Annotated in this window: 22 protein-coding genes; 9 read left to right on the top strand and 13 right to left on the bottom strand. The window is 37.6% G+C overall.

Annotated features, from left to right (window positions below; genetic code table 11):
- Positions 1-25: 25 nt before the first annotated feature.
- Positions 26-1,660: an apolipoprotein N-acyltransferase gene (gene lnt / locus EK417_RS09615; RefSeq protein WP_136522055.1), complete on the bottom strand. Its 1,635-nt coding sequence runs from the start codon at positions 1,658-1,660 to the stop codon at positions 26-28.
- 56 nt (positions 1,661-1,716) lie between these two features.
- On the opposite strand from lnt, the gene EK417_RS09620 reads away from it, so the two are divergent.
- Complete coding sequence (locus EK417_RS09620) at positions 1,717-2,130, top strand: VanZ family protein (RefSeq protein ID WP_076595875.1); 414 nt, start codon at positions 1,717-1,719, stop codon at positions 2,128-2,130.
- On the opposite strand, the gene proC is transcribed toward EK417_RS09620, so the two are convergent.
- From proC to EK417_RS09640, 4 genes are all read right to left on the bottom strand, one after another.
- Positions 2,120-2,923 carry a pyrroline-5-carboxylate reductase gene (gene proC / locus EK417_RS09625; protein WP_076595876.1) on the bottom strand — a complete coding sequence of 268 codons (804 nt, stop codon included), beginning with the start codon at positions 2,921-2,923 and terminating at the stop codon, positions 2,120-2,122. The two genes, EK417_RS09620 and proC, sit on opposite strands and share 11 nt — an antisense overlap.
- Before the next feature lie 313 nt (positions 2,924-3,236).
- Positions 3,237-4,250, bottom strand: a complete 1,014-nt coding sequence (gene murB, locus EK417_RS09630) for a UDP-N-acetylmuramate dehydrogenase (protein WP_076595877.1) — start codon at positions 4,248-4,250, stop codon at positions 3,237-3,239.
- Between the two features lie 3 nt (positions 4,251-4,253).
- Positions 4,254-4,739, bottom strand: coding sequence for a hypothetical protein (locus EK417_RS09635; RefSeq protein ID WP_076595878.1), 486 nt, complete (start codon positions 4,737-4,739; stop codon positions 4,254-4,256).
- A 10-nt stretch (positions 4,740-4,749) separates the two neighbouring features.
- On the bottom strand, positions 4,750-5,955 hold the full coding sequence (locus EK417_RS09640; protein WP_076595879.1) for a pyridoxal phosphate-dependent aminotransferase: 1,206 nt from the start codon (positions 5,953-5,955) through the stop codon (positions 4,750-4,752).
- A 228-nt stretch (positions 5,956-6,183) separates the two neighbouring features.
- Here EK417_RS09640 and EK417_RS09645 point away from each other — a divergent pair, with 228 nt between their 5' ends.
- The 5 genes from EK417_RS09645 to EK417_RS09665 all read left to right on the top strand — a co-directional run bounded on the left by EK417_RS09645 (position 6,184) and on the right by EK417_RS09665 (position 13,167).
- Entirely contained in the window at positions 6,184-8,652 is a 2,469-nt protein-coding gene (locus EK417_RS09645) for a GEVED domain-containing protein (RefSeq protein WP_136522056.1), read from the top strand.
- 308 nt (positions 8,653-8,960) lie between these two features.
- Positions 8,961-9,926 (top strand): T9SS type A sorting domain-containing protein, encoded by a 966-nt coding sequence (locus EK417_RS09650; protein ID WP_136522057.1) that lies wholly within the window; start codon positions 8,961-8,963, stop codon positions 9,924-9,926.
- 144 nt (positions 9,927-10,070) lie between these two features.
- A complete protein-coding gene (locus EK417_RS09655; RefSeq protein ID WP_076595882.1) occupies positions 10,071-11,255 on the top strand; it encodes a hypothetical protein in 1,185 nt (394 codons plus the stop codon).
- 10 nt (positions 11,256-11,265) lie between these two features.
- Positions 11,266-12,687 carry a hypothetical protein gene (locus EK417_RS09660; RefSeq protein ID WP_136522058.1) on the top strand — a complete coding sequence of 474 codons (1,422 nt, stop codon included), beginning with the start codon at positions 11,266-11,268 and terminating at the stop codon, positions 12,685-12,687.
- Between the two features lie 24 nt (positions 12,688-12,711).
- The gene (locus EK417_RS09665; protein ID WP_136522059.1) at positions 12,712-13,167 is read left to right on the top strand and encodes a DUF1801 domain-containing protein; all 456 of its coding nucleotides are present in this window, start codon (positions 12,712-12,714) and stop codon (positions 13,165-13,167) included.
- A 339-nt stretch (positions 13,168-13,506) separates the two neighbouring features.
- Here the strand turns inward: EK417_RS09665 and EK417_RS09670 are convergent, their stop codons facing one another.
- Genes EK417_RS09670 through EK417_RS09685 form a run of 4 tightly spaced genes read right to left on the bottom strand, consistent with a single transcriptional unit; the run spans position 13,507 to position 19,460 of the window.
- Complete coding sequence (locus tag EK417_RS09670; RefSeq protein ID WP_136522060.1) at positions 13,507-14,772, bottom strand: TolC family protein; 1,266 nt, start codon at positions 14,770-14,772, stop codon at positions 13,507-13,509.
- Positions 14,762-17,857 (bottom strand): efflux RND transporter permease subunit, encoded by a 3,096-nt coding sequence (locus tag EK417_RS09675; protein WP_136522061.1) that lies wholly within the window; start codon positions 17,855-17,857, stop codon positions 14,762-14,764. Before EK417_RS09675 ends, EK417_RS09670 begins: the two co-directional genes overlap by 11 nt.
- A gap of 15 nt (positions 17,858-17,872) precedes the next feature.
- Positions 17,873-18,973 carry an efflux RND transporter periplasmic adaptor subunit gene (locus EK417_RS09680; protein WP_110367050.1) on the bottom strand — a complete coding sequence of 367 codons (1,101 nt, stop codon included), beginning with the start codon at positions 18,971-18,973 and terminating at the stop codon, positions 17,873-17,875.
- Positions 18,974-18,977: 4 nt separating this feature from the next.
- Positions 18,978-19,460: an MgtC/SapB family protein gene (locus EK417_RS09685; protein WP_076595888.1), complete on the bottom strand. Its 483-nt coding sequence runs from the start codon at positions 19,458-19,460 to the stop codon at positions 18,978-18,980.
- Positions 19,461-19,819: 359 nt separating this feature from the next.
- Between EK417_RS09685 and EK417_RS09690 the strand changes: the two genes are divergently transcribed.
- On the top strand, positions 19,820-20,671 hold the full coding sequence (locus EK417_RS09690) for an EamA family transporter (RefSeq protein ID WP_136522062.1): 852 nt from the start codon (positions 19,820-19,822) through the stop codon (positions 20,669-20,671).
- 86 nt (positions 20,672-20,757) lie between these two features.
- Here the strand turns inward: EK417_RS09690 and EK417_RS09695 are convergent, their stop codons facing one another.
- Together EK417_RS09695 and EK417_RS09700 are read right to left on the bottom strand one after the other, a co-directional pair.
- On the bottom strand, positions 20,758-22,119 hold the full coding sequence (locus tag EK417_RS09695) for an ATP-binding protein (RefSeq protein WP_136522063.1): 1,362 nt from the start codon (positions 22,117-22,119) through the stop codon (positions 20,758-20,760).
- A 28-nt stretch (positions 22,120-22,147) separates the two neighbouring features.
- A complete protein-coding gene (locus tag EK417_RS09700; protein WP_136522064.1) occupies positions 22,148-22,852 on the bottom strand; it encodes a response regulator transcription factor in 705 nt (234 codons plus the stop codon).
- Between the two features lie 100 nt (positions 22,853-22,952).
- On the opposite strand from EK417_RS09700, the gene EK417_RS09705 reads away from it, so the two are divergent.
- Together EK417_RS09705 and EK417_RS09710 are read left to right on the top strand one after the other, a co-directional pair.
- The gene (locus tag EK417_RS09705; RefSeq protein WP_136522065.1) at positions 22,953-23,612 is read left to right on the top strand and encodes a YiiX/YebB-like N1pC/P60 family cysteine hydrolase; all 660 of its coding nucleotides are present in this window, start codon (positions 22,953-22,955) and stop codon (positions 23,610-23,612) included.
- Positions 23,613-23,770: 158 nt separating this feature from the next.
- Positions 23,771-24,082 carry an NIL domain-containing protein gene (locus tag EK417_RS09710; protein WP_076595913.1) on the top strand — a complete coding sequence of 104 codons (312 nt, stop codon included), beginning with the start codon at positions 23,771-23,773 and terminating at the stop codon, positions 24,080-24,082.
- A gap of 206 nt (positions 24,083-24,288) precedes the next feature.
- Here the strand turns inward: EK417_RS09710 and murA are convergent, their stop codons facing one another.
- Together murA and EK417_RS09720 are read right to left on the bottom strand one after the other, a co-directional pair.
- The gene (gene murA / locus EK417_RS09715) at positions 24,289-25,596 is read right to left on the bottom strand and encodes a UDP-N-acetylglucosamine 1-carboxyvinyltransferase (RefSeq protein ID WP_076595892.1); all 1,308 of its coding nucleotides are present in this window, start codon (positions 25,594-25,596) and stop codon (positions 24,289-24,291) included.
- The gene (locus EK417_RS09720; RefSeq protein ID WP_076595893.1) at positions 25,596-26,264 is read right to left on the bottom strand and encodes a DUF4290 domain-containing protein; all 669 of its coding nucleotides are present in this window, start codon (positions 26,262-26,264) and stop codon (positions 25,596-25,598) included. The genes murA and EK417_RS09720 overlap by 1 nt, the downstream gene beginning before the upstream one ends.
- Between the last annotated feature and the right edge of the window lie 57 nt (positions 26,265-26,321).

A 26,321-nucleotide genomic window follows, 5' to 3' on the forward strand; every position in this document is an offset into this window, starting at 1 on the left:
GATTCCTGTAATTTGTGCTTAAAAACTAAGCTTTCTTTGTTTTCTTTTTGAACCATTCAATCAGATAGTAGAACAATAAAAATCCCAGTGCAAATATGGAAAACCTTGAAAGAAGGTCACCTGCTCTGGTGTAAAACGTCATAGTGTCATACAGATTTACTTTCGCAAATAAAGCGGTTTGGTCACCATAGAAAGTGTCAGCGGTTATCTCACCTTTAGCATTGATATGTGCAGAAATTCCACTGTTGGCCGCACGGGCAATTTCTCTTCTGGTTTCAATAGCTCTCAGTTTAGCATAAGATAAAAGCTGTTTGTGCCCTTCTGTAACGCCCCACCAGGAGTCATTGGTCATGATACCTAAGAAATTAGCTCCTTTTTTTACATAGTCTGTTACAAATTCACCATAAATACTTTCATAACAAATGATAGGGGCTAGCTTTCCTCTGTTATAAGGGTTTGAGAAAGCAACTCTTTCTTTATCTGTTCCCAAAGAAGCTACAGTTCCTCCCAAGTTAAGCATGGCATCTCCCAGCAATGGTTTTAAAACATTCATATAAGGAAATATTTCAACACCAGGGACTAATTTTCCTTTGTGATAAGCCTGGACTTTTTGATTAGGAACCAATTGAATGGCAGTATTATAACTGCTTACCCAAACTCCGCTGTTGATCTGATATGCTTCTTTAGGTAAGTCTGCAGGATTATAAAAAAAACGGTGTGAAGAAATTCCTGTGGCAAAAACAGATCCTGGGTGACTGGATAAAAATCCTTTAATATTGTTGAGAAGTAAACTCTTTTCAAAAGCAGTTTCGGAAATAGATCCTCTTCCAGGAAGAGCTGTTTCCGGTGCTATATAATAATCAATCTTACCTGTTGAGTTTTTTTCAGCAAGTGCTAATAAATCCTGTTCTATGGTCAGACTGTCTTTCGAATATTTTTCAGCATAAGGGTCAAGATCAGGCTGCAGCATCAAAACATTGACCTGTCCTATGGGTTTTTCATCAAAATTGTTGTATTTGATGACTGAAATAATCATTGGCAGAACAATTAAAGCCGCAACAATAGCTGAGTTTTTGATGAGGTCTTTTCGTTTTCTTCCTGCCTCCCATGTTCTTACGGTGTAAAAAATAAGAACATTAATAACAAGAATCCAGAAACTTCCTCCGGTTGCTCCTAAAGTATCATACCATTGGATCAGTTTTGGGTAATCTGAAAATACATTCCCAAGGTTTAGCCAGGGCCACGTCAATTCCCATCCCAAATGAAATTTTTCGAAACTCATCCAGATGGCGATCAAGAATCCTAATCCCCAATAGGTTCCCTGTGCATTTTTGTACCAGTGATAACATTGGAATACCAGTGAATATAAAAGAGAATTGACCAGTACCGGGAATACAACAGCCATCAGAGAATGGCTTCCGTCAGGATTTTTTGAGCCATAAAGCCATCCTGTAGTAACTACGTTCCAGATCACAAAACATAGATAAGACAATCCGAAGACCACCCAGCTTTTCCTTTTATAATCTGAAAATTTTGAGATTCCATGCTCCATCATGAGAAGAGGAACAAGAGCGAAAAATATAAAAAACGGAACCCCATAAGTTGGCCATGAAACCGACAGCAGCATTGCTGAAATAAGTGTAAGCAGAACGTATTTCATTAAATTATTTTAATACACAAATTTAATGTTTTTGAAATGAATATATTAGCAGTTCCATGTTAAAGAAAATTTATAAAATTATTATTGTTCCGTATACTCTGTTTTTGCTCTATCTGATGTTTTTAGGAATGGGCAGATTTCAATATGAGGAAAATCTCATTACGGTAGAACCTTTTTTTTCTACTATAAAATTTATTCAGGGGCCTAATAAGACTATAGATATTGTGAGTATTGTTTTAGGGAATATCATAATGTTTATTCCTTTTGGATTTTTGGGCTGGATTATTCCCGAACTGAAACAGCTGAAACCTCTGATGTTTGGCTTTATCTCATGTATTGTTATTGTGGAAGCACTTCAGTATTTTACAAGAATGGGAATATTTGAGGTAGACGATATCATCCTGAATACTTTTGGAGTGTATCTTGGGTGGGAGTTTTGCAGAATGATTGAAAAAAGATTTAATTATTAAGTTCCCTGGCGCGTTTTTCGGCGTTCAGAATTCCCTGTTTCAGAATTTCTTTGAAGCTGTTTTCTTCAAATGTTTTTAAGGCAGCTTCGGTAGTTCCGCCTTTGGATGCAACATCTTTAATCAGCTCTTCAAGATTCTTTTCTGAATTATTGATCAGATGATAAGCTCCCAGCATCGTCTGTTTTACAAAAAGTTTGGAAAGATTTTCTTCAATTCCCATTTCAATCCCTGCTTTAATCATTGCATCGATAATATAATAGAAATAAGCAGGTCCGCTTCCTGAAAGAGCGGTAACACCATCCAGCAGTTCTTCGTTTTCCAGATAAACAGATCTTCCGGTGCTGTTCAATAACCTTTCAATATTGATTAACTGGCTGAAAGAAATGCCATTGGCTGCAGTATAGCCAGTGATTCCCATTCCCAGAAGGGTAGGAGAGTTGGGCATTGCTCTTACAACAAGCGGATGATTCAGTAATCTTTGGATTTTTTCAATATTGATTCCTGCCATGATGGATAAAACCATCTGGTTTTCTTTGAACGTAAATTGAATATTTTGAGCCACATTTTGAAAATCCTGAGGCTTTACAGAGATGATAATCAGATCAGCATCGATGTCTTTTACTTCTTCAAAAGTGGAAATTTTAGATTTGGGAAATTCTTCAGCTATTTTGGAGAATTTTTCCTGACTTCTGATAATAAGGTGAAGATGTTCCGGTTTGATCAGTTCGTATTTTAAAAATGATTTTGAGAAAGAAAGGCCCATATTTCCGGCTCCAAGAATAGCTATTTTCATCGCGAATTGTAATTTTTAAGCTAAAATAATGATTTTCCGGAGACTAGATGTGAATTGATTCTGAATTAATTTTTGTTGGGTACGTGAAAAGGCGCATTGATTTTGAATAATAGATCACTTTTAAGGATAAGAAAATCGGAGGTTTTCAACAAAATTTGGATAAAAGTCATTTTTCCAAACATCTGTGTCATCTGCAAAATCTGTGAGAAATTATATTATAAAAAATATAAAATCCTTGCGTTTTTAAGTTAATCCAAAAAATGCTATAAAAAAAGACTGCATCCATACGAATCAGCCTTTATCTATTTTTAGATTAAATAATATTTACTTCCCGTTCAAGCTCTATTCCGAACTTATCTTTCACAGAATTGATGATCTCTGTAGAAAAATCAAAAATTTCTTTCCCTGTAGCATTTCCTGTAGCATTGATGATGACCAGAGACTGCAGTTTGTGTGACGCTACATTCCCGATCTGCTTTCCTTTCCATCCACATTGCTCAATCAGCCATCCGGCAGGAACTTTTACCATCTCTCCATTCGGGTAGCCCTGAATATTTTCAAACTGTTGTTTTAATGCTTCAAACTGAGCCAAAGGAATAGTAGGGTTCTTGAAAAAACTTCCGGCATTTCCGATTTCTTTAGGATTTGGTAATTTGCTTTGTCGGATATTGATCACTGCTCTGGAAACATCCTGAATGGTAGGGTTTTCAATGCCAAGATTTTCCAGTTCAGATTGGATAGCTCCATATTCTGTCTTGATGGAGTGATTTTTTTGAGTCAGTTTAAAAGTAACTTCCAGAATAACATATCTTCCTCTTCCTTCCTGTTTGAAAATAGAGTCCCTGTACCCGAATCTGCATTGTTCAAGATTAAACGTTCTCAGTTCAAAACTTTCTAAATCCAAAACCTCACAGCTTACAAAAATGTCTTTAATTTCGGTTCCGTAAGCCCCGATATTCTGCATCGGAGAAGTGCCTACATTTCCGGGAATTAAGGAAAGATTTTCAAGACCGCCATAATTTTTTTGCAGGCAGTACATTACAAATTCATGCCAGTTTTCACCTGCTTTTGCGGTTACCCACACTTCATTTTCATGGATGCTCTCTTCAGAAATTCCTCTTAAATTAAGTCTGATGGCAAGGCCGTCAAAATCTTTGGTAAGAAGAATGTTACTTCCTCCTCCTAAAAAAAGAAGCTGAAGAGACTGCGTTTCCGCGAAAGTGAGTGCTTCTTTTAACTCATCAATGGTATTGACTTCAGTGAAAAATCGGGACCTGGCTTCAACACCGAATGTGTTATAAGGCTTTAATGAAAAATTTTCTTGCATGTTTTATTGGTATTCTTTGGGAAGAATCTTGTCTAGTTGTTTTTTAAGTTGCTGTAACTGCTCGTAATGTAAAGTGTCTGCATAAGCATTCACATAGATATGAGATTTTTTGGGAGTCCGGATCTGGAAGGTTTCATCTGTTCCGCCTACAGACTGCTGGCTGGGAGAGCTTTTGATATGGTCAAGATCTGTAATATGGACGGATGATACCAGCTTTTTCCAAATTTGCGGATGGATGGCAGATGCCCATGATTTATGGGTTTTACGGGCTGTCACTCCTTTTTCTGCAAAAACAGAATCTTTTGTGGCTTTGATAATCCTGTAATTTCCAAGATTCCCTTCAATATCGGATACGCTGATGAATGTAATCTCGTGTGGATTTTTATGAGGAACTGACTGTTCTGTCTTTTTGGAATCACAAGAAAAAAATGCCGACAGCAAAAGAATCGAAAACAGGATTTTCAGATAGAGTTTTTTTGTTGTCGGCATAGGATTTATTTTACAGACTGAATTCTTCTCTGTACTTCTTTAAAGCTTCTTTAAGAATTTCAGCACTTCTTTTTAAGTCTTCTTCTTTCAGAACGTAGGCAATTCTTACCTGTTTTTTACCTAATTCAGGATTGCTGTAGAAGCCTCCTGCAGGCGCAACCATGATGGTTTCGTTGTCAAGAGAGTATTTTTCAAGCAGCCACTGGGCAAATTTTTCAGTATCGTCTACCGGAAGTTCTGCAACACAGTAGAAAGCACCTCTTGGCTTAGGGCAGATCACCCCAGGAATAGCGTTTAAAAGATCTACCAATACATTTCTTCTGTGGGTGTATTCTTCTCTTACGGCTCTGATGTAGGGGCCATCATTCTGGTGTGCTGCTGTTGCTGCAATCTGTCCTAAAAGAACAGGGCTTAATCTTGCCTGTGCAAAAAGCATGGCAGCATTGCGGATCTTGTTGGAACGTGTTACCATACACCCGATTCTTACCCCACACATAGAGTAACGCTTGGATTCAGAGTCAATGATGATACAGTTTTCTGCTAATTCAGGGAAATCAAGCATTGAAATCTGCTGCTTTCCATCATATACGTATTCTCTGTATACTTCATCAGAGATGATTACAATATCATATTTCAAAGCAATTTCTGCCAGTTTTTGAAGCTCCTCACGGGTATAAAGGTATCCTGTAGGGTTTCCAGGGTTGCAGATAATGATTGCTCTTGTTTTTTCTGTAATTTTTTTCTCAAATTCCTCAACAGGTGGCAAAGCAAAGCCAGTATCAATTGTAGAAGGTACAGCGACTACATTCACATCAAATGTGCTGGTGAAACCATTGTAGTTGGCATAATAAGGTTCAGGAATAATCACTTCATCCCCTTCGTCACATAAAGTAGAAATCGCAAAGTTAAGCGCTTCAGAACCTCCGTTGGTAACAATAAAGTTGTCAGGAGTAAGATCTGAGAAGCCTAAAGAGTGGTAGTATTCTGTAAGGGCTTTTCTGTATTCAATATTCCCTTCAGAAAGCGCATATTCCAATACTTTTAAATCGATGTTTTTTAAAGCATTTAAAGCTGTTTCCGGAGTTTCAATATCAGGCTGTCCGATATTAAGGTGATATACTTTTATTCCTTTCTGTTTTGCTTGTAATGCAAAAGGAACCAGTTTTCTTACCGGCGATGGCGGCATATGCAGTGCTCTGTTTGAAATATTCGGCATTGTTCAAAAAATTTGTATGACAAAAATAGGATTTAATTTCTCAATAATAAAATTATGAGTTAATTAAGAAGGAGTTTTCTCAAGTTTTTATATACCTTTTAAATTCTAATTATTCTGATAAATTTTGATGTTGATATTTTGTTAATATTAATTAAATATTGATTTTTAATTAAAAATAATAATTTTATATTGTTATTTTTTATAAATTTCGCCGCAAATGTAATTAAAATGATAGTAAATTTATTTTCTAGAGCGGTGTCTGCCATCGCTCTTTTCTCAGCCAGTGTAATGATGGCTCAAAATTTTCAGCCAATGCCGGTTTCTTCAGGCTATACGGCAGACGTAATTGCAAACGGAATAGGTTCCTCATCAGTTTCAACAACTAATGATGTAGATGGAGTTTCTTACGCTTTTGTTGCAAGAGATTTTCAGTTAACTTCTACAAGCCCGGCTCTTACTTATGGTCTGCCAATAAATGGTATTATTAATTCTGCTGTTGCAGGAACTCCCGGACTTAGCTATGTTTTAGGAAACTTAAGTGGGAATAACTCATTAAGACTGGCTGCTACCAATGATAGCGGAACTCTTACTTTTACCACTCCTAAACCGGCTTTTACTTTGTATATGCTTTCTACCAGCGGTAGTGGAACATCTGCTGTAAATGTTACAGTTAATTTTACGGATGGAAGCAGCCAGGTATTTTCCAATATAGGTCTTGCTGACTGGTATGGGGGATCCAATTTTGCCATCCAGGGAATAGGAAGGATTAAAAGAACTACGGATGCCTTAGAATCCAGTACTACGGATCCAAGACTTTATCAAAATGCATTAGTAATAGACGCTGCTAATCAGGCAAAACCCATACAAAGTGTGATGGTAACCAAAGCAAGCGGCTCGGGTTATCCTAATATTTTTGCTTTTTCAGCAGATGTGTATTCAGACTGTGCACCTCCAGCATTGCAGGCGGTTTCCGGAATCACAGCTAATTCTGCTTTAGTTTCCTGGACGGGGAGCGCTGCCAGTTATGATGTGTATCACAGTACCTCAAACACAACTCCTGCAAATTCAGTAACCCCTACTTATCCTGGAGTAACAGGAACAAGTACAACAATAGGAGGTCTCAATTCAAATACAACCTACTATTATTGGGTGAGATCCAACTGTAATACTGCAACCAGCCAAAGCGTATGGTCTTTTGCAGGAACATTTAAAACAGCCTGTTCTACTTTCACTGTTCCATATACAGAGAATTTTGATACAACAAGTACAGGTTCAATTTCAAATACCAATGCTCCAAGCTGCTGGGCATATCTGGAAAGTGCATCATTTGCAGGTTATGGATATGTAACAACAACAAATAATTATTCAGCTCCTAACGCTTATTATATGACCAATTCAAGTGCTACTACGGGTAGTCAGATGCTGGTTGCACCTCCTGCTATCAACCTTTCAGATGGTACGAAGCGTGTAAGGTTCTATGCAAGAGGAGGAGGAAGTAATTATACATTATTAGTGGGAACATTATCAAATCCTACAGATCCCAATTCTTTTACACCCATTGGATCTCCAATTGCTCTAACAACTACCCACACTCAATATACAGTTAATATTCCGGCGGGTACTGATTTACAGTTAGCATTTAAACATGGTTTAGGAGGTTCTTCACGTTCTATTTATATTGATAATATTACCGTTCAGAATATCCCTTCCTGTCTTGAGCCAACGGCACCTACTTCATCAAACGTAACAATGAACTCAGCAACAATCGGTTGGACCGCACCCGCTTCAGTTCCTGCAAACGGATACGAAGTATATTACAGTACAACCAATACTGCGCCTGATGCTACAACGGTTTTGAATGCTTCCAATTCTGTAACTTCTACCACTATTTCTGCGCCATTGAATTTACTATCTGCGGATACGAACTATTATGCATGGGTAAGATCTGTATGCAGTGCCAGTGACAAAAGTATCTGGAGTGAAGCTACTGCATTCAGAACAGGGTACTGTCTGCCTTCATCCGGTTCTCAGAATTCCTGGCTTTCTGATTTCAGTTCTACAGGAGGACTTGTAGATATGGCTTATTCGTCCGGTTCAAGTGTTGCAGGTGGGTATCAAAACTTAACAGCAAGCAGCAACAAAATAATAAATGCTCCGGGATCCAGTACTTCAGTATCTTTTACTGCCGGTGGTCCTACATGTGGAATTGGCGTTTGGGTAGACTGGAATAATAACTTAACTTTTGAAGCTTCAGAAAGAATGTTTGTTACCAATACCTATATTACAAGTACTTCGGGATCTATCACTGTACCTGCAGGAACACCTCTTGGAACTTATAGAATGAGAGTGGTGACTGATTATAACAGTACAGCTCCTTCAAACCCCTGCACTGCTATTTCAAGAGGAGAATTCATTGATTTTACATTTGAAGTGGCTACCTCTTTATCCACTTCAGAAACGCATTTGAAGAAAAAAGAAGTGAATGTATATCCTAATCCTTTCAAAGATGTCCTGTATATTGCGGATATCAAAGATGTAAAATCTGTAACCGTTACGGATGTGGCAGGAAGAGTAGTGAAAACTATTGATAACCCAACTACGGAACTTCAGTTAGGTGAATTAAATGCCGGGTTATACTTGGTAACAATGAACTTTAAAGATGGTTCAAAATCAACAGTAAAAGCCATTAAAAAATAAAATTTTTTGAGTTAATAATTTCTGTAGGCAGCTGCATTCGTGTGGCTGCCTTTTTTGTGATCAGGTGTAACTTCCCGAGATTTGATATTCCAATTTTTATGAGGCAGATAATTTCTAGCTTCCAAGATCTATTATTCAGAATAAGTAAATAATATTCATTATAAGTTTTTTGAGTACTAATAATTTTAGCCTTTTTGTAGCTTTTTTTTGCAATTTAAGTCAATATGTTATTTATTGTTATGTGAAATAGCTTTTTTATTATGGGTTTTTTATTTTTGGATTAGATTAAACACAAAAAAGATCTCTTTATGAAAAAAAAATTATTCTTACAAAAGCTTTCATGCGTTGTTTTATTCTCTACCGTTGTAATGCAGGCTCAAAATTTTCAAACAATGCCTGTTCTGTCCGGATATACGGATGATGTTATAGCTAATGGTATCGGATCTTCTTATGATTCCGTTTCCAATGATATTGATGGGGTAGGGTATGCTTTTGTAGCGACAGATTTTAAAGCAGTGAGTTCTGATCCGCCTCTGGCTTTTGGTATACCTGTGAATGGTATTATTAATTCTGTAGTAGCCTCAACTCCCGGATTGAGTTATCAGTTGGGAGATCTGAATTCCAATAATTCGCTGAGGTTGGAAACTGCCGGGCAAAATGGAACCCTTGTATTTATAACACCACTAGCAGCTTTAAAACTATATATGCTTGCAACAAGCGGAAGTGGTGCGGCTACCGTAATGGCTACAGTGACATTTACAGATAATACTTCTCAGGTATTTTCCAATATCAGTATTCCTGATTGGTATGGCGGCTCCAATTATGCGGTTCAGGGTCTGGGAAGAGTTGTTGTGGGTATTGATGATATAGAAGCTGATAGCTTTAATCCCAGAATATATCAGTTTGCACTGAATATGGATACAGCCAACCAGTCTAAATCTGTAAAAAGTGTTACCCTTACAAAAAGCGGAGGTGATGGTATTGTCAACCTTTTTGCTTTTTCTGCAGACAAAAATACCCAACTCAGTACTGCTGAAGTAAGTGGTTTTAAAAAAGGAGATATTTATCCAAATCCTTTTAAAGATGTTTTTCATATTAATGATATAAAAAATGTTAAGAGTATAACAGTTTCAGATGTGGCGGGAAGAGAAGTGAAAGCCATAGATAACCCATCAACAGTACTTCAGTTAGGTGAGTTAAATGCCGGTTTATACTTGGTGACAATGAACTTTAAAGATGGTTCAAAATCAACAGTAAAAGCCATTAAAAAATAAAGTTTTTTGAGTTAATAATTTTTGTAGGTAGCTGCACTCGTGTGGCTGCCTTTTTTTATGAGCAGTTTAATAATAACTGGACAAAATATTATCAGAAATTGTCCATAAAATTATTATACATTTGCATTGAAAACTATAACATCCATGAATAAATTTAAACTACTTTTTTTAATACCATTATTTTATTCCGAATTTTCCCAGGCTCAGCGAATTGATAAAGAAGTAATCAGTTTTCAGCTTTTAAAAGAACCGGTGTTTCCTACGGAACTTTCTAACAGAAATTACATGATTACGGTAAAGTCTCCCTATAATATTACAAAAGACGATGTCATAAGAATTTCGAAAGAAGACCATCAGAAAAAGGTAGATAATTATCATACTAATGTTGAGAATGCCAAATATGAGCATCAGGAAAGATTAAAAGACTATGATGCTGAGGTGAAAAAACTTCAGGAAAAATACAAACTGGAATCTGCAGAATACAGCAAATTATCAGCGGTTGAAAAAATTGCAGCTACCAACGGAGCTCCTGTGCTGAGGCTTCCTTCAAGACCTGTACTTAATATTCCTTCAATGCCGGTTTATCAGCAGCCCGATCTGAGAGATGCTTTAATTGTGGATAACAAAATTCTGGCTTCCCAAATAGATGTGACCGGCTTTTCAAAAGGTGGGAATTATCTTGATATTGTGATTGAAATGGAAAGAACAAATTTTCAGGACAATCAGGGAAAGACTTTTGCCAATCAGCCAACAAAAATCACAGCGAAGCAAGGCGGTACCGTAAAGCTGGATAAAACCTATTTCTCAGATTTTACAGAAATAGCAAGTGTTCCGACTAATGAAATTAATCTGAATGCTCAGGAAAAAAGATCCCTGCAAAGAACGATTGACCGTATAAGAAATATTATCAATGAAAACTTCGGGTATCAGACCATCAGTTCTACAGTAACATTGGCGACTGTAAAAAATAAAGGAGAATATGATGATCTGGAAAAAGCGTATATCTACGTTACAACCAATCTGAAGAAACTTCAGGCAAAATCAGATTACGCACCAAACAAAGTAGCCATGGAAAATATGCAGAAAGGAATTGATCTTTGGAAAACAGCTTTAACAAAAGTAAATTACAACGATAAGAAAGCTGTTTACAATCAGAAGATTGGAGAATATCTTTATTTTAACCTGATCAGATTGAATATTGCTTTAGGAAACTATCAGGAAGCAGAGAAATATTTAAATGAGTTACAGGAGCATTTAGTGGATATCAAACTATCCTACGATGCCAATCTTGAACTGAAAAGACTGGAAGAAAAAATTTATAATAACTAAAGAAAACAATATGATTAAACAGATTTTTGCTTCGGCATTAATTACCGCTTCTGTGTACTCTTACGCACAGACCAAAGTGACAGAAGGAACAAAATTCACTGTGGATGCCAATCTTGAAACGGATGATAAACTGGTACTGGCAGATGATTATAATTCTTATATGTTCAGTGTTATCAATATTGACGGACTGATGAGAAATGTTTTTCCTCATAAGAAACTACTGATGAGAAAACTGGATCAGAATGGAAGTCTTGTAGATACTTATGTAAAAGATTATGCCAACAAAACGAATGGTGTACTTCACAATTATCTGGGATCACAACAGATCGATGATGATAAATTGATAGCATTTACGGAAGAGTATTTCGGAAAAGAAAACAGAAAAGAAGTTTTTCAACATGTTTTCAGCAGAAAGGAAGGCACTTTTACCACAAAGAGTATTGCAAAATACAACATTGAATCTACCAACAGATCAGGAACTACTTATGTCCTTTTCTCAGAAAATGGGAAATATGCAGCCATCTTCAATGACAGATATGCGAATAAAAAGACAGATAATGTAAATGATGTGCTGGTATTGGATCTGAGAACACTTACTCCCGTTTGGAACAAAGAAATTATATTGAGCAATGATTATGTTGAAAAGTCTTTAACATTAACTAATTCGGCCAAAATAGTTTTGTTGCGTAAGGCTGCAGGCTGGAAGGAATCTTATAAGCTGGAACAGGTTTCCAATACTGAAGATAAAGACCTTCCGTTTGATGATAAATATATTCCTGAAAAATTATATGCTTTCAGTAAAAATGACAATGATTATCTGGTGACTTTTGGAAGAAAAAATGCAACAGTTACTGTTGGATCAAGTACTTTCGGAACAGTAATGTTTTATGACATGAAATCCGGAAAAGCGGTCATCAGCAATACCAATCTGGCAGGAAGTAAAGATATGAACGATGTAAAGGTCATCAAAACGATTGTGAAAGGGGATGAGACTTTAATGGCTGTTCAGCAGGAAACAGTAACAAGACCGATGCCTACAGCAATGAACCGCTTCCCTGATCCTGTATATTCTCTGGATGCGGGAATGCTGATTAAGTTTAATAAAGAAGGTGAGGTAAAACAATTTGTAGCAGCTGGAACTTCTACCGGGAAAAGAATTCATGTGGTGGAAGCTGGAGACAAGCTTTATATTTCCGCTTTCTACCCTAAAGGAGCTTTCGGTAACACAGGGTTTTCAATGAAAGTTTTTGACTTTGCCAATCTGAAACCTCAGGAAGTAAGCCTTGATTATAAGGGAAAAAATTTCTTCCAGAACTACGGTTTTGCAGACGGGAATATGATTCAGTACGTTCCGAATGTGAATAAAATGATGTTCCTTCAAAAGAGCAGCAAAGATGTTCAGATGTTCAGTGTATACAATTTCATAAAATAATCGTATTTTAGAAAAAAATACAATATGCAGATTCAATCGGTTTCCATAGAAGATTATATCTCAAAAACTCCTGAAGAAAGACAGGAAGCTTTTAAAAAACTTTTTGATACGGTGAATAATAATCTCCCGAAAGGTTTTGAAGAAGCTACAAATTACGGAATGATAGGTTGGGTAGTTCCTTTGACAACATATCCTGCCGGATATCACTGTGCACCCGGAACGCCGCTGCCATTCATTAATATAGCTTCCCAGAAGAATTTTATAGCACTCTATCATATGGGATTGTATTCCACACCGGAATTACTAGAATGGTTTGTGGCAGAATATCCCAAACATTCCAAAAAGAAGCTGGATATGGGTAAATCCTGTGTACGCTTCAAAAAAGCAGAAGATATTCCTTTTGAACTGATAGCTGAACTGAGTCAGAAAATGACGCCTGATGACTGGATCAAAATTTATGAATCACAGTATAAGAAATAAAAAAAGCCCTGATATCAAATAGATTTCAGGGCTTTTTTATGCTGGAGGCGGGAAGACTTGAAGCTGGAAGTTATATTTGTGTTTTTAGATTTATTGATTGCAATTTGATGATAATTTTTTGAGTTTTTAAAAATTATTGATATTTATATACAATTTTACATTAATCCTGCTGCCCTCTGTCATTCTGAATGTAACGTAGTGAAATGAAGAATCTAGGCTTTACATGGATTCTTCCTTCGTCAGAATGACAATGGTGTAAATTGTATATAGTTGCCAAATTAATAAAATGATTTTCATCTATCCACGGCTTCCATAAAACTCCCAGAACCCATCTTCCAGCTAAAAATGAATATCCCAGATTCCCGCTTTTCGCTCAAGCTCAATCAAAGCGGCTGCGTTATCTGCAAGAGCCTCATAATAATCTTTTCTTACATTGTTATACGTTCGCTGGGCATTCAAAACTTCAAGGATAGAGCTTTCTCCTCTTTTATAGCTGTAGGTAATCCCTTCCAGAATGCTTTGTGCTTCCGAAAGCATTCCGTTATGAAATTGTCTGAGCTGTTTCTGAGTGGCTGCATAGTGTTGATAAGCTTGTATCACTTCAGCTTTTATTCCCTGTTCAATCTGTTTATATTCAACTTCCGCCTGCGAATGGGCCATTTCTGCTATTTTCAATCCTGCATTTCTTCTGTTGGAAAATTTTAAGGGAATACTAATGCCCATTTTTACCGCATTTACAGCTGGGGAAGGAGCAATTTCGTTAGTCGCTTCCGTATGTCGTTCTGCTCCGGCACTGATACCTAGATCTATGACTCTGTTTGCTTTTTCAAGATTGATCTGGCTTTTGGTAACTTCCGTATTTTGTTTGGCGGCCATTAAATCTGCTCTCTCATTCAAAGCCTGGAGGATCAGATCATCCATACTGAAATCTCTGTTGAAGGCATTAAAATCTCCGGCAACGTCTCTGCCGGTTATTTTGCTGTCTCCCAGAAATACCGATAAACCGGTGATAGCCTGCTGTTCTGCACTTTCAGCCTGATATACTTCATTGAGCAAAGAAGCGGCTTCCAGCTTACTCTGTTTGGAAGAGACTAATGTTATAGTTCCCAATTGGTAGCGGATACTGTCGGATTTTGCCAGTTGCTGCATATTTTTGTAAGAATCCTGCTGCACTTCAAGCAAAGCTTTGGATTTTAAAGCCTCAATATAACCTAAACTGGCATCTGCACGAAGATTCCTGAAAAAATCCTGCAATAGTATTTTGCTCAGCTCGGATTGATTTCTGGCGAGATTAACTCTGGCTTTTCTTTTACCACCCAATTCAAGTGTCCAGCCGATGGAAGCACCGTAGGCATATCCCATATTTTGATGTACACCGTTATTAGTGGTTTCCATTTCCAGCTCAGGATCAGGAAACATATTAGCCGTCTGGATAGCAGCTTCTGCCATACTTACATTGTACTTTTGAGAAGCATAGCCTAAATTTTTATTTCCGACAAGACTCAGGTATTCTTCAAATGGTAAAAGCTCTTTTTCCTGTGCCTTCATACCTGTAATATTAAACAATACGACAGATAATATGATAATATGAACTTTAATTTTCATCTGATTCCAAATTTTGTTTTTTGCTTAGGCGTTCAGCCATAAAATAAATAGCAGGCAGCACGAATAGGGTTAAAATAGTAGAGAACATCAGCCCGTAAACAATGACAGTTGCCAATGGACGCTGTACATCAGAACCAATTCCTGTGGCCAGTGATGCCGGAAATAATCCGATTACAGCAACCGTTGCGGTCATCAGTACAGGTCTGAAACGGTCTTTTGCGCCTTTGATGGCAGCCTGTTTCAGCTCATATCCTTTCTTCCGGAGATCATTGATATGAGAAATCATAATCACTCCGTTCTGAATAGCAACTCCAAAGAGTGCGATAAATCCTACTGCGGAGGATACATTCAGAGACATTCCCCGGATATTGAGTGCGAGCATTCCGCCAAATAATGCCAGCGGAACAATAGACATCAGAACCAAAGCTTGTCTGAAATCTCCAAAGGCACCATACAGCAGCAGAAACATAATGGCCAGCGCTAACGGAACAATAAATGCCAGCCTTGAATACGCCCTGTTTTGATTTTCAAACTGTCCGCCCCATTTGATCTGGTATTTCTCATGATCGTATTTGATCTCTTTTTCAATTGTATCCTGTGCTTTTTTCAGGAAAGAAGAAAGATCAGTACCTCTTAAATTCAGTTTTACCGTAAGATGTCGTTTATTCATTTCTCTGGTAATAGTGCTTTCGCCGGTACTTAGTTTCACTTCTGCTACCTGTGATAAAGGAATCTTTGCTCCTGAAGCTGAGGTAAGCATCAGGTTCCCGATTTTATCTGGTGTGTCGCGGCTGTCTTCTGTATAACGGCATGAAATATCATACACCTTATTGCCGATAAAGATCTGGGAAATGGCTTTCCCTCCCAAAGCGACTTCAATAAGGTCGGCAACATCTGCTACATTCAAACCATACTGAGCAATTTTGTCTCTGTTGGCAATAATCTGCAACTGAGGTAATGGCGGTTCCTGATCAATGGCAAGATCTGCCGAACCCGGAATTTTATTTAAAGTAGACAATACATTTTCAGCAATTCTTCGGGTTTCTTTAAAATCTTCTCCATACACCTTTACTACTAATTCGCTGTGAGCTCCGGAAATTTTATCCATTACCCCGTCAATCATAGGTTGTGAAAAACCTACGGTGAATCCCGGCATATCTTTATAATCAGCTGCGAGTTCTTTGATGAGGTCTGCTTTTGTCTTTCCTGCCGGCCATTCGCTGTAGGGCTTTATTCCGACAGAAACTTCAAAGTGGGAAGCCGTCCACGGGTCGGTACCATCATCATTACGTCCTGCCTGAACCATCATATAAGTAATTTCGGGATGTTTTAAAGTACGGGCGCGCAAGGTATCGCTCATTTCCTTTGATTGGGCTAAAGAAATCCCGGGTGGCAGCTGTACCTGAAGCCATATAGAACCTTCATCCAGCTCCGGAAGGAAGTCTTTTCCTACATGCCAGGAGAGAACTCCGGCAGATACCAGAACAATCATAATAGGAATGATAACTCTTTTGGGAGTCTGCATTATTTTTTCAATGCTCTTTCCGTAAGCTGTGCTTAGTTTTTCCAGCCATTTGTTGTGATAGATCTTTTGTGGTTTTCTATAGATCACATACGCTAATCCGGGGATCAGCAGTAATGCTACAGCCAGAGCTCCCAACAGAGCATATCCAACAGTAAAAGCCATAGGGGTAAATAATTTTTTTTCCACTCTTTCAAATGCAAACAATGGAAGATAAGCAGTAATGATAATGATGGTGGAAAAGAAAATAGGTTTGGCTACTTCAATCACTCTTTGAGTAATCGTTTTTTCTTCCAGTGTTTCTTCTGAATTTTCTTCTCTTTTTTTCAGAATGGTTTCCAGCATGACGATTGCCCCGTCTACAATGATTCCAAAATCAATTGCTCCCAATGAAAGCAGATTGGCCGGAATATTGGTAAAATGCATCAATATAAAAGCAAATAACAAAGAAAGCGGAATGGTAATAGCCACTAATAATGCTCCACGCCAGCTTCCCAAAAATACAATCAGCACAATAATAACCAAAACAATTCCTTCGGTGAGGGTGTGAGAAACTGTGGTAAGCGTGGTTTTTACAAGGTCTGTTCTATCCAGGAAAGGATGGATTTTTACACCCGGTGGAAGTGTTTCGTTATTCAGTTCTTCAATAGCTTCATGTACTCCTTCCAGCACTTGCGAAGGATTTTGACCTCTTAATAAAAGTACGATTCCTTCTACGCTTTCGGAATAATTACGCTTATGGTCTGTGTAGCCAAGGATTCCTTTTCTTTCCAGATTTCCGTATTTCAATGTTCCTACGTCATTCAGAAAAACAGGAACTCCATTTTGGGTTTTGACTACAATTTTTCCAAGATCATCCAAATCTTTTACCAAACCGATTCCGCGGATTACGTACGCAAGGTTCCCACGGGGAAGCATACTTCCTCCGGCACTCACATTGTTTTTGGAGATCGTTTCGGTAACTTCGGAAAGGGATAATCCGTATTGTTCAAGCTTATGCGGATCCAGTTCAATCTGGAACTGAGTGGTAATTCCCCCGAAGTTGGTCACATCAGCAATCCCTGAAATCTGTTTAATACGGGGGATAATCACAAACTTCTGTAAATCCGTAAGCTCCCGCAGGCTGTGATTGTTACTTTCGATAATATAACGATACACTTCGCCGATGGGCGAGGTAAGGGGATCTAATCCCGGCTGTGCACCATAAGGAAGCTCCACATCCGTCAGTCTTTCCTGGATACGCTGCCTTGCCCAGTAATCGTCTATACCATCATCAAAAACCATAGTAATAATGGAAAGCCCGAAGGTACTTTTGCTTCGCATCACATGCATTCCCGGAAGACCATTCAGGGATCTTTCCAAAGGGATAGTGATCTGCTGTTCCACTTCTTCAGCAGCCAGACCCGGAACCTGCGTTACCACCTGAGAGGTTACATCAGCAATATCGGGATAAGCTTCTATGGATAATCTGGTCCAGGAATAATACCCGAAGAACCCCAGTAAAAGGAAGAGAGCCAGCATAAGCCATCTCTTCTGTATAGAGATTGTCAGTAATTTCTTCATCGTTTTTCTTTTACATTATTTTGCATCCGGCATATAAATTCCCCCTTCGGTCATGATGGTTTCTCCGGGTTGTAAGCCTGATGTTATTCTAACTGTTTTCTCATCGGTTTCTCCTGTTGTCACAGAACGTTTTGTATATTGATTCTTACCGGTTTTTACCCATACATACTGGGAATTGTCCTGCTGCATTAAAGCGGTTACGGGAATCATCACTGTCTTTTCCGGAGTTGTTGAAAAGTTGACTGTAGCGTACATCCCTGGTTTTAACTTTCTGTCCGGGTTGTCACATTCAATAAGGACTTTGATGCTTCGGGTATCTTCGTCTACAACTTCATTGATATGGTATACTTTTCCGGTAATATTGCTGTCGGGATAGGCACTTACTTTTACAGAAACCTGATCTCCTTTATTGACAAATCGGATGTCTTTTTCTTTTACATCACCGGAAATCCAGACTTTTGATAATTCTGCGATGATTATTACCGGATCTGCATCTCCTTTCAGATATTGCCCGTTTACAATTTTGTTGGAAATAATTTCTCCGTTAATGGGTGCTCTTACAACGAGTGGACTTCCTATACCTCCGCCTTTACTGTTATAGACTTTCAAGGCAGAAGAAGCATTGGAGAGAGATGTTTTTTTATTTTTAAAATCAGTTTCTGCTTCATCCAGTTCTTTCTGAATGCCAACTCCATGTTTTACAAGGTCCTGCTGGCGTCTGTAATTTTTTTCTGCGAGCTGTACATCATTCAGTGCATCTGTATAATCCTTTTGAACTGAAAAATAATCTGATGATAGAATTTCAAAAAGAGGACTCCCCGCAGATACATGTTGTCCAAGCTGAATAAACGATTGGATAATTCTTCCGGAAAAAGGACTGGCAATTTCCGCATAATGATTGGGTATTGCCTGGATTGTTCCTGCTGAAACCACACCATCACTATGTTCCTGTTCGATAATAACCTGCGTTTTAATTTTTTTGAAAACAGGATGGGTTTCCGGAACAGTAATCTGATTACCGCGGGTCATTATTTCAGGTTCTTTGTTTGGCTGGGTTGTATTGTCTTTACAGGAAACTGCAAAGAGAATAATACTACTTAAGATTACTTTTTTCATGATCTTAATACAATTGAGTGCTGTTGCTGATTTTTACTTTTTCTTTGTTATTTTTCCTGGTACTGAGCCATTTTTTGCTTCTGGTTTCTTTCTGAGAGGCCATAGTAGGTCTCAGAAATATATTCGTAGAGACAATGAAGAGAACTGTGATGAGGGCTTCCAAAGGATATCCCAAAGCGCATAGTGCGCCTATGGCCGCCGAACACCATAATGTGGCTGCCGTGTTTAATCCTCTTACGGTAAGACCGTCTTTCATGATAACACCGCCGCCAAGGAAACCTATTCCGCTGACAATATAAGAGGTGATTCGTCCGGCCGCATCGCCACCAATTCTGATGGCAATTAATACAAAGGCTGCAGAGCCGATACATACTAGCGTATTGGTGCGAAGGCCTGCATTTTTTTTACGCCACTGTCTTTCGAAACCAATACCGGCTCCCAGACAGAATGCGGTGAGTAATCGTAGGGTGAATTCAAATGTATTCATAACTTTTCCTGTTTTATAAAGCTTTTCAGCTGTACGGGAAAAGTGAGTACAACTAAAGCTTTTAAGATTGATAATGACGGTAAGGATCTGAGTCCATATGCTTTATTTTTTACTGTGCAAAAGTAAAGACCATTATGCTTTTTTACTGTTAGAGAAACTTTAGAATGTTATTAGAAAATCATTAGAGAAAATCTGTGCGAAAATTTATATGAAATCTGTACCCATTGTAAGAGATAAAATTTCAATACATTTGGTGCAGGCTATTTTATATGCTGAATTTTATGATTTTTATATGAAATAAGAACTTGTTTAATCCCGGAAACTTCCTTCCAACATCTTTTGAACATTATAGTTTAGAAATGAAAAAATCAAACATAGCAATACCTGCCACGCTTTTAGCCATTATATGTGTGCAGGGAGGTGCTTCTATTGCAAAGCAGCTTTTTCCTGCCATTGGAGCTATTGGTACGGTTACTTTAAGAATTGTACTTTCAGCTGTTTTGCTTACATTGATTAACCGTCCGAAGTTTTTACAATTTAACAGCCAGAAATGGAAATATTGTGCAATCTACGGAATAGGGCTGGCCGCAATGAATCTTATTTTTTATATGGCCATTCAAAGAATTCCTTTGGGACTGGCGGTTACGGTGGAATTTGCAGGACCTTTGTTTCTTGCTTTAGCTTTGTCCCGTAAACTGCTGGATGTGATATGGGCTTTACTGGCCTGTGTGGGAATCCTGCTTATTGTCCCATGGCAGAATGATCATGTAGATTTGGTTGGACTTGGGCTTGCCTTTCTGGCAGGAATATTCTGGGCTCTGTATATTGTAATGGGTGGAATGGTTTCCAAAATAATGGATGGAAAAGATGCGGTAACCACCGGGATGATATTTGCCAGTCTTGTGATTATTCCTTTTACGATATGGGATGGAGCCGTTTTCAATCTTACCCCCAGTATTTTTATAAAAGGTCTTGGTGTGGCTGTTCTTTCCAGTGCTTTGCCTTTTTCACTGGAAATGATGGTGCTGAAAAAACTTCCGGCAAAGACTTTCAGTATTCTGATGAGTCTGGAACCTGCATTTGCTGCACTTTCAGGATTGGTTTTTCTTGCTGAAGAATTATCTTTTTTACAGTGGATTTCCATTGCATGTGTGGTTACAGCAAGTATAGGAACTTCCATTTTCAATAAAAAATCTCTTTCTCATGAGTAAGAAAGAATATTTTTAAAACATTAAGCTAATTAAGGTTTTAAGGGGAATTAATATTCAAATAAATTTAAATGAAGTCTTTTTATACGTTAACTGATCATAAAATTAACTTTAAAAGTAGTTTCATTATATTCTGATACTACAGTAATTTTTGCATGATGAAGGTGAATGATTTTCTCGGTGAGAAACAGTCCTATTCCATGACCTTTTTCACTTTTGGAATTCTCACTTCTGTAGAAAGGCTTGAAGATATGCTTTAAATCTTCTTCATTTATAGCATTTCCTGTATTGGTAAAATGGATGGTGAGAATTTTTGAATCTGTACTTACGTCAATCAGGCAAGTATGTTCCGGAGAATATTTACAGGCATTGTCAATAAGATTATTGAAGGCAACCTGCAGAAGATATTCATTTCCCTGAATGATAAGCTGGTCTTCTTCTACCGAATCTTCAATGTTCAGCGAAACTTTATATCCCGAATTTTCTTTTGTGATTTTAGTATAAGATTCCAGAAGAACTTCATCAAGACGAACTTCCGAAAAGCTGATCTCATTGGGATCATAGCTTGCTTTGGCCAGATCCATTAAACTATTGGAAAGCTTTACCATATTTCGGGCATCATCCAGTGCGAATTGAATGGTTTCCTGATATTCTTCTTTGGTTTTATCTTTTTCAGAAGCGAGTTCCAGCTCGGTAATGATGGCTGATAAAGGCGTTCTCAACTCGTGTGAAATATTGGATACAAAATGTTTTTGCGAATCAAAAGAATTTTCAAGCCGCTCCAGCATTCCATTGAAGTTCTGGGCTAGTTCATTCAGCTCGTCTTTTGCTTTTGTAGTTTTCAGACGCAGCTGTAGTTTTCCGGCTGTGATTTTTTTTATCTGAATAACCATTTCAGTCAGCGGACTTAATGCTTTTTTGGAGAGAAATATTCCAGCCAGATAAATCAAAACCAGAATGATGAAGAATGAGATAATGCTGATGGTAAGGAGATGAGTAAGATATTCATATCCGTACTGATCATAAGCTGCGGCAGTTACTGCATACGTTTGTCCCTCATATTGATACACCATCCCGATCACCTGCAAATCATTTAAAAAGAAATTAATTTTCTTCTTTTGAAAGATCTGAGAAAGCATTTGCGAAGTTTCTTTTACATAATCTACTTTGGCGTCATCATGATAAACCAGCTGCTTATGAACATCATAAATTGCTACCTGAACTTCATTGAGCGTTCTTGTATTGTTTTTATAAAGCTTGTGCATTTCCTGTTCGGGAAGTGAGCTTCGGAAAAATAAATCAGCCTTGGCAATGGCTTCGTTCTGAAGTTCGCTGTAAAAAGATTTTTCTCTGGCTTCTTTGGATGAATAATAGATTGAAATACTGTAAACACCCAAAAGCATTGCCGTGATTAAGGTAAAAAGCAGGGTAAGTCTGGTTCTTATTTTCATCCTGATATTTTTAGTTCATCTTACTGATTTACTGTACAGTACCTGTTTCGTAGTCTTTTTTCATAATAAATCCCATGCCGGCTTTGGTATGGATCAGTTTGGTTTCAAAATCTTTATCTATTTTCTTTCTGAGATAATTGATATAGACATCAATAAAGTTAGTGCCTGTGTCAAAATGAGTTTCCCATACTTTTTCCGCAATTTCACTTCTGGAAAGAACCCTTTCGGAATTCTCCAGCATGAATTTTAAAAGATTAAACTCTTTAGGAGTCAGCTTTATGGGCATTTGATCGCGGTACACAGTTTTTTGTTCCAGATTCATTTCAATACCTTCGTATTTAAGAACAGAAACCTTTTGATGCGGCTGTTGTGAAAATCTTTTCAGGAGTACTTTAATTCTTGCTATCAGTTCACGCATTTCAAAAGGCTTGGTAAGATAATCATCAGCTCCTGCATCAAATCCTTCCAGTTTGTCATCCGTAGTTCCCAATGCAGTAAGCATTATGACCGGAAGATTGGGTTTTAAAGCTTTGATTTCGTTACAGAATTCAAGACCATCTTTTCTGGGCAATACAATGTCTGTCACTACCAGATCAAAATGGGTCTGTAAAGCCAGCTTCAGACCCGTATTTCCATCGTAAGCTGCAGTGACCTCAAATTCTGCTTCCTGAAATCCCTTTGCAATCAATTTTGATAGTCTGTCGTCGTCTTCAATTAATAAAATATGCGGCATAAGATTCCTGGAATGTTTGGGTTGGTGTGAAGAATAGATCAATATTACCACAAATGTAATGAATTCTATTTTGTAATTTTGGTCCTGAAAATAGAATCGAATGTGTGAATTTAGATTAAAAAAAATAACTGCTGCAGGGCTTTTATACTGTCTGATTTTATTATTGGTACAATGCAATAATACTTTTCCTATAAGTAATATACAGCTCAAAAATGGTGATCTGCTTTTTGTGACAGCCAAAGAATCCGGGCTTTCGGGAGCGATTAATAATGTCACTCAAAAACAAAAAACAGCCTCATTTGATCATATAGGAATTCTGGAAAAAGAAGGTAACCGGATCTTTGTTCTGCACGCTGCACCTAAAGGCGGTTCTCAGAGGCAGGATGTAAAAGATTTTATTAAAGATCAGAAAAAAGAAGGGCAGGAAGTGATTGTTTATCGGTTAAAACCGGAATATCAGAAAGCTATTCCTGAAGCGGTTAAAAAGGCGAATACCATGTTGGGTAAATCTTACAATTTCAATTATATTCTGGATGAAAATTCCTATTACTGTTCAGATTTTGTGGAAAGAGCTTTTCGGGAAGAACATATTTTCAAACTGGAACCCATGACATTTACTGATCCGAAAACAGGAAAAACAAACACATTCTGGGAAGAATTTTACGCTAAAAAAAATCTGAAAATCCCTGAAGGTGAACCTGGCTGCAATCCAAACGGACTTGCCGGTTCTGACAAATTGGAAAGAATAGGAAATTTTTAAAATATAGTGAGAAGCTGAACAGGGCTTCTTTTTTTATGTTAAATTTTTAAAATATTAGTCTACTAATTTGGTGGACTAATATTTTTTTATATTTTTGTCACAGATTTAAAAGCAGAGTGCCCTATGATCTGACAGATTTTAACCCAAAATGTTTAGCAATGATTACACTGAATCCCGGCCTGCAGGTTTTACAAAATAAAATAAACCTGCCTAAAAAAGAATTATTACTGGAAATAGAGTTGAATGGCAAAATGAAATTTGAACATTTGATGAATACGATCTATAATCAATTCGGCATTTGTCATAAAGTGTTATCTGCTAATGTAGAGTATGTGAACGGATACAGTTTCGGTTCAGTACAGTTATATATAAATGTGAATTCAGATGATTTTCAGCAGCTTGAAGTGTATCTGAATAAAAATAAACTTATCAATACAGCGGTAGAATATACCTGCAGAACCTATTTTTAAGTGAGATTCATATAGTTTTAATTACTCAAAGTGTCTGGTTTTTACCGGGCACTTTTTATTTTATACTAAAAGCAAATAATCGATTGGTACAAAATTCCCCTCCTCTGGAGGGATGGCGAAAATTCAAAGAATTTTTGACGGGGTGGTTAAACAAAAAAAGCGTTCAGAACCTTCTGAACGCTTTTCTATCATTAAATAAAATAATTTTAGATTCTTTCGATGTCAGCACCAATAGCTCTTAGTCTTCCATCAATATTCTCATATCCTCTGTCGATCTGCTCGATATTATGGATAATAGATTTTCCTTCTGCAGAAAGTGCTGCAATAAGAAGTGCATTTCCGGCTCTGATATCCGGGGAAACCATGGTTGTTCCTCTTAACGGAGCTTCCTGGTTCAATCCGATTACCGTGGCTCTGTGCGGATCACATAAAATGATCTGCGCGCCCATATCAATTAATTTATCTACAAAGAATAATCTGGATTCAAACATTTTCTGATGAACCAGAATACTTCCTTTTGCCTGGGTGGCTACTACTAAAATAATAGACAATAAATCCGGTGTAAATCCAGGCCATGGCGCATCTGAAATGGTAAGGATAGAACCGTCAATAAATTTCTGGATTTTATAATGTTCCTGAGCTGGAATGTAGATATCGTCACCGCTTTGCTCAAGCTGGATTCCTAATTTTCTGAAGGTATTCGGGATAACACCAAGCTGGTTCCAGTTTACATTTTTGATGGTGATCTCAGATTTTGTCATCGCTGCAAGACCAATCCATGAACCGATTTCTACCATATCCGGAAGCATCGTGTGTTCAGTTCCTCTCAGATATTCAACACCTTCAATAGTAAGAAGGTTGGATCCGATTCCAGAGATATTCGCTCCCATTCTGTTCAGCATTTTACATAATTGCTGAAGATAAGGTTCGCAGGCAGCATTGTAGATTCTTGTTTTTCCTTTTGCTAAAGCGGCTGCCATTACAATATTGGCAGTTCCGGTTACAGAAGCTTCTTCCAATAAGATGAATTTTCCTCTCAGTTCCTTAGCTTTTAAAGAATAGAAATATTGCTCCTCATCATAATTGAATTCAGCACCTAATTCTACAAGTCCCTGAAAGTGAGTATCCAGTCTTCTTCTCCCGATTTTGTCACCTCCCGGAGTCGGCATATAAGCCTCACCGTAGCGGGCAAGCATGGGTCCCATCAGCATAATGGATCCACGGAGTTTTGCTCCGTCCTTTTTGAACTCGTTAGATTTAATATAATCAAAATTAACCTGATCAGCCTTGAAAGTATAATCTCCTTGTCCGTTTTTAGTAATTTTTACACCAAAATCTCCAAGAATTTCAATCAGTCTGTTAACATCATGGATATCCGGAATATTTTTGATTCTTACTTCTTCGTCCGTCAGAAGAACAGCACATAAAATTTGCAGAGCCTCATTTTTGGCTCCTTGTGGAGTTATTTCACCCTGCAGTCTTTTTCCTCCTCTTATTTGAAATGTTCCACTCATTATTTTCTGTTTTTATGATTGTTATTATGCCTTCTTTTGTTGGGCTGGTTATTGTTTTTATTATTGTTATTATTCCTGTTGTTACTATTGTTATTATTTCGGTTGTTGTTATTGCTCGTGTAATAGATTTTACTCTTCTCAAGAGAATCAATTCCGGTAAGATCCAACCTGTTTTCAGACAGTTCTTTCAGGTGGCGGAAAATAACATCATCCGTCACATGTTCTTTATTATAGACATTATAAGACTTCTTCATATTGTTGGCGATCACTTCGATAAGGGCTTCTTTTTCATCACCCGTTTCCAGTTCGATTGCTTTTTCAATCAATTGAAGAATACTTTTTCCGTAGAACTTAAAGTCACCTTGAAGTTTTGGATATTCCATTCTTTTAGGTTTTTCTGCTAATTGTTCAGGAGTAGGGAACGGATATGGGGACTCTACATCCAGATCATAATTGGCAAGAATAAAAAGATGATCCCAAAGTTTATGTTTATAATTTTCCTCGTCGCGAAGTTGTGGGTTTCTCTGACCCATAAAATCGATGATTGCCATAGCCATTTCATTCCTTTCGTCTTTGGAAGGAAGTTCTTTGCAGCGCTCAACCAACTGTTGTATAATTCTGCCATATTCCGGCATATGAAGCTGAGTTTTTTGGGTATTGTATTCCATAGTATGCAAATATATGCATTAAAAGAAAAATTGTCTCGGGAATCTGAAAAATTTATG

The organism is Chryseobacterium candidae, assembly GCF_004916905.1.
Classification (GTDB): Bacteria; Bacteroidota; Bacteroidia; order Flavobacteriales; family Weeksellaceae; genus Chryseobacterium; species Chryseobacterium candidae.

Bases quoted from the DNA above. Each gene is read 5' to 3' on its own strand.
- lnt (WP_136522055.1), bottom strand. From the start codon at position 1,660: ATGAAATACGTTCTGCTTACACTTATTTCAGCAATGCTGCTGTCGGTT.
- EK417_RS09620 (WP_076595875.1), top strand. From the start codon at position 1,717: ATGTTAAAGAAAATTTATAAAATTATTATTGTTCCGTATACTCTGTTT.
- proC (WP_076595876.1), bottom strand. From the start codon at position 2,923: ATGAAAATAGCTATTCTTGGAGCCGGAAATATGGGCCTTTCTTTCTCA.
- murB (WP_076595877.1), bottom strand. From the start codon at position 4,250: ATGCAAGAAAATTTTTCATTAAAGCCTTATAACACATTCGGTGTTGAA.
- EK417_RS09635 (WP_076595878.1), bottom strand. From the start codon at position 4,739: ATGCCGACAACAAAAAAACTCTATCTGAAAATCCTGTTTTCGATTCTT.
- EK417_RS09640 (WP_076595879.1), bottom strand. From the start codon at position 5,955: ATGCCGAATATTTCAAACAGAGCACTGCATATGCCGCCATCGCCGGTA.
- EK417_RS09645 (WP_136522056.1), top strand. From the start codon at position 6,184: ATGATAGTAAATTTATTTTCTAGAGCGGTGTCTGCCATCGCTCTTTTC.
- EK417_RS09650 (WP_136522057.1), top strand. From the start codon at position 8,961: ATGAAAAAAAAATTATTCTTACAAAAGCTTTCATGCGTTGTTTTATTC.
- EK417_RS09655 (WP_076595882.1), top strand. From the start codon at position 10,071: ATGAATAAATTTAAACTACTTTTTTTAATACCATTATTTTATTCCGAA.
- EK417_RS09660 (WP_136522058.1), top strand. From the start codon at position 11,266: ATGATTAAACAGATTTTTGCTTCGGCATTAATTACCGCTTCTGTGTAC.
- EK417_RS09665 (WP_136522059.1), top strand. From the start codon at position 12,712: ATGCAGATTCAATCGGTTTCCATAGAAGATTATATCTCAAAAACTCCT.
- EK417_RS09670 (WP_136522060.1), bottom strand. From the start codon at position 14,772: ATGAAAATTAAAGTTCATATTATCATATTATCTGTCGTATTGTTTAAT.
- EK417_RS09675 (WP_136522061.1), bottom strand. From the start codon at position 17,857: ATGAAGAAATTACTGACAATCTCTATACAGAAGAGATGGCTTATGCTG.
- EK417_RS09680 (WP_110367050.1), bottom strand. From the start codon at position 18,973: ATGAAAAAAGTAATCTTAAGTAGTATTATTCTCTTTGCAGTTTCCTGT.
- EK417_RS09685 (WP_076595888.1), bottom strand. From the start codon at position 19,460: ATGAATACATTTGAATTCACCCTACGATTACTCACCGCATTCTGTCTG.
- EK417_RS09690 (WP_136522062.1), top strand. From the start codon at position 19,820: ATGAAAAAATCAAACATAGCAATACCTGCCACGCTTTTAGCCATTATA.
- EK417_RS09695 (WP_136522063.1), bottom strand. From the start codon at position 22,119: ATGAAAATAAGAACCAGACTTACCCTGCTTTTTACCTTAATCACGGCA.
- EK417_RS09700 (WP_136522064.1), bottom strand. From the start codon at position 22,852: ATGCCGCATATTTTATTAATTGAAGACGACGACAGACTATCAAAATTG.
- EK417_RS09705 (WP_136522065.1), top strand. From the start codon at position 22,953: ATGTGTGAATTTAGATTAAAAAAAATAACTGCTGCAGGGCTTTTATAC.
- EK417_RS09710 (WP_076595913.1), top strand. From the start codon at position 23,771: ATGATTACACTGAATCCCGGCCTGCAGGTTTTACAAAATAAAATAAAC.
- murA (WP_076595892.1), bottom strand. From the start codon at position 25,596: ATGAGTGGAACATTTCAAATAAGAGGAGGAAAAAGACTGCAGGGTGAA.
- EK417_RS09720 (WP_076595893.1), bottom strand. From the start codon at position 26,264: ATGGAATACAATACCCAAAAAACTCAGCTTCATATGCCGGAATATGGC.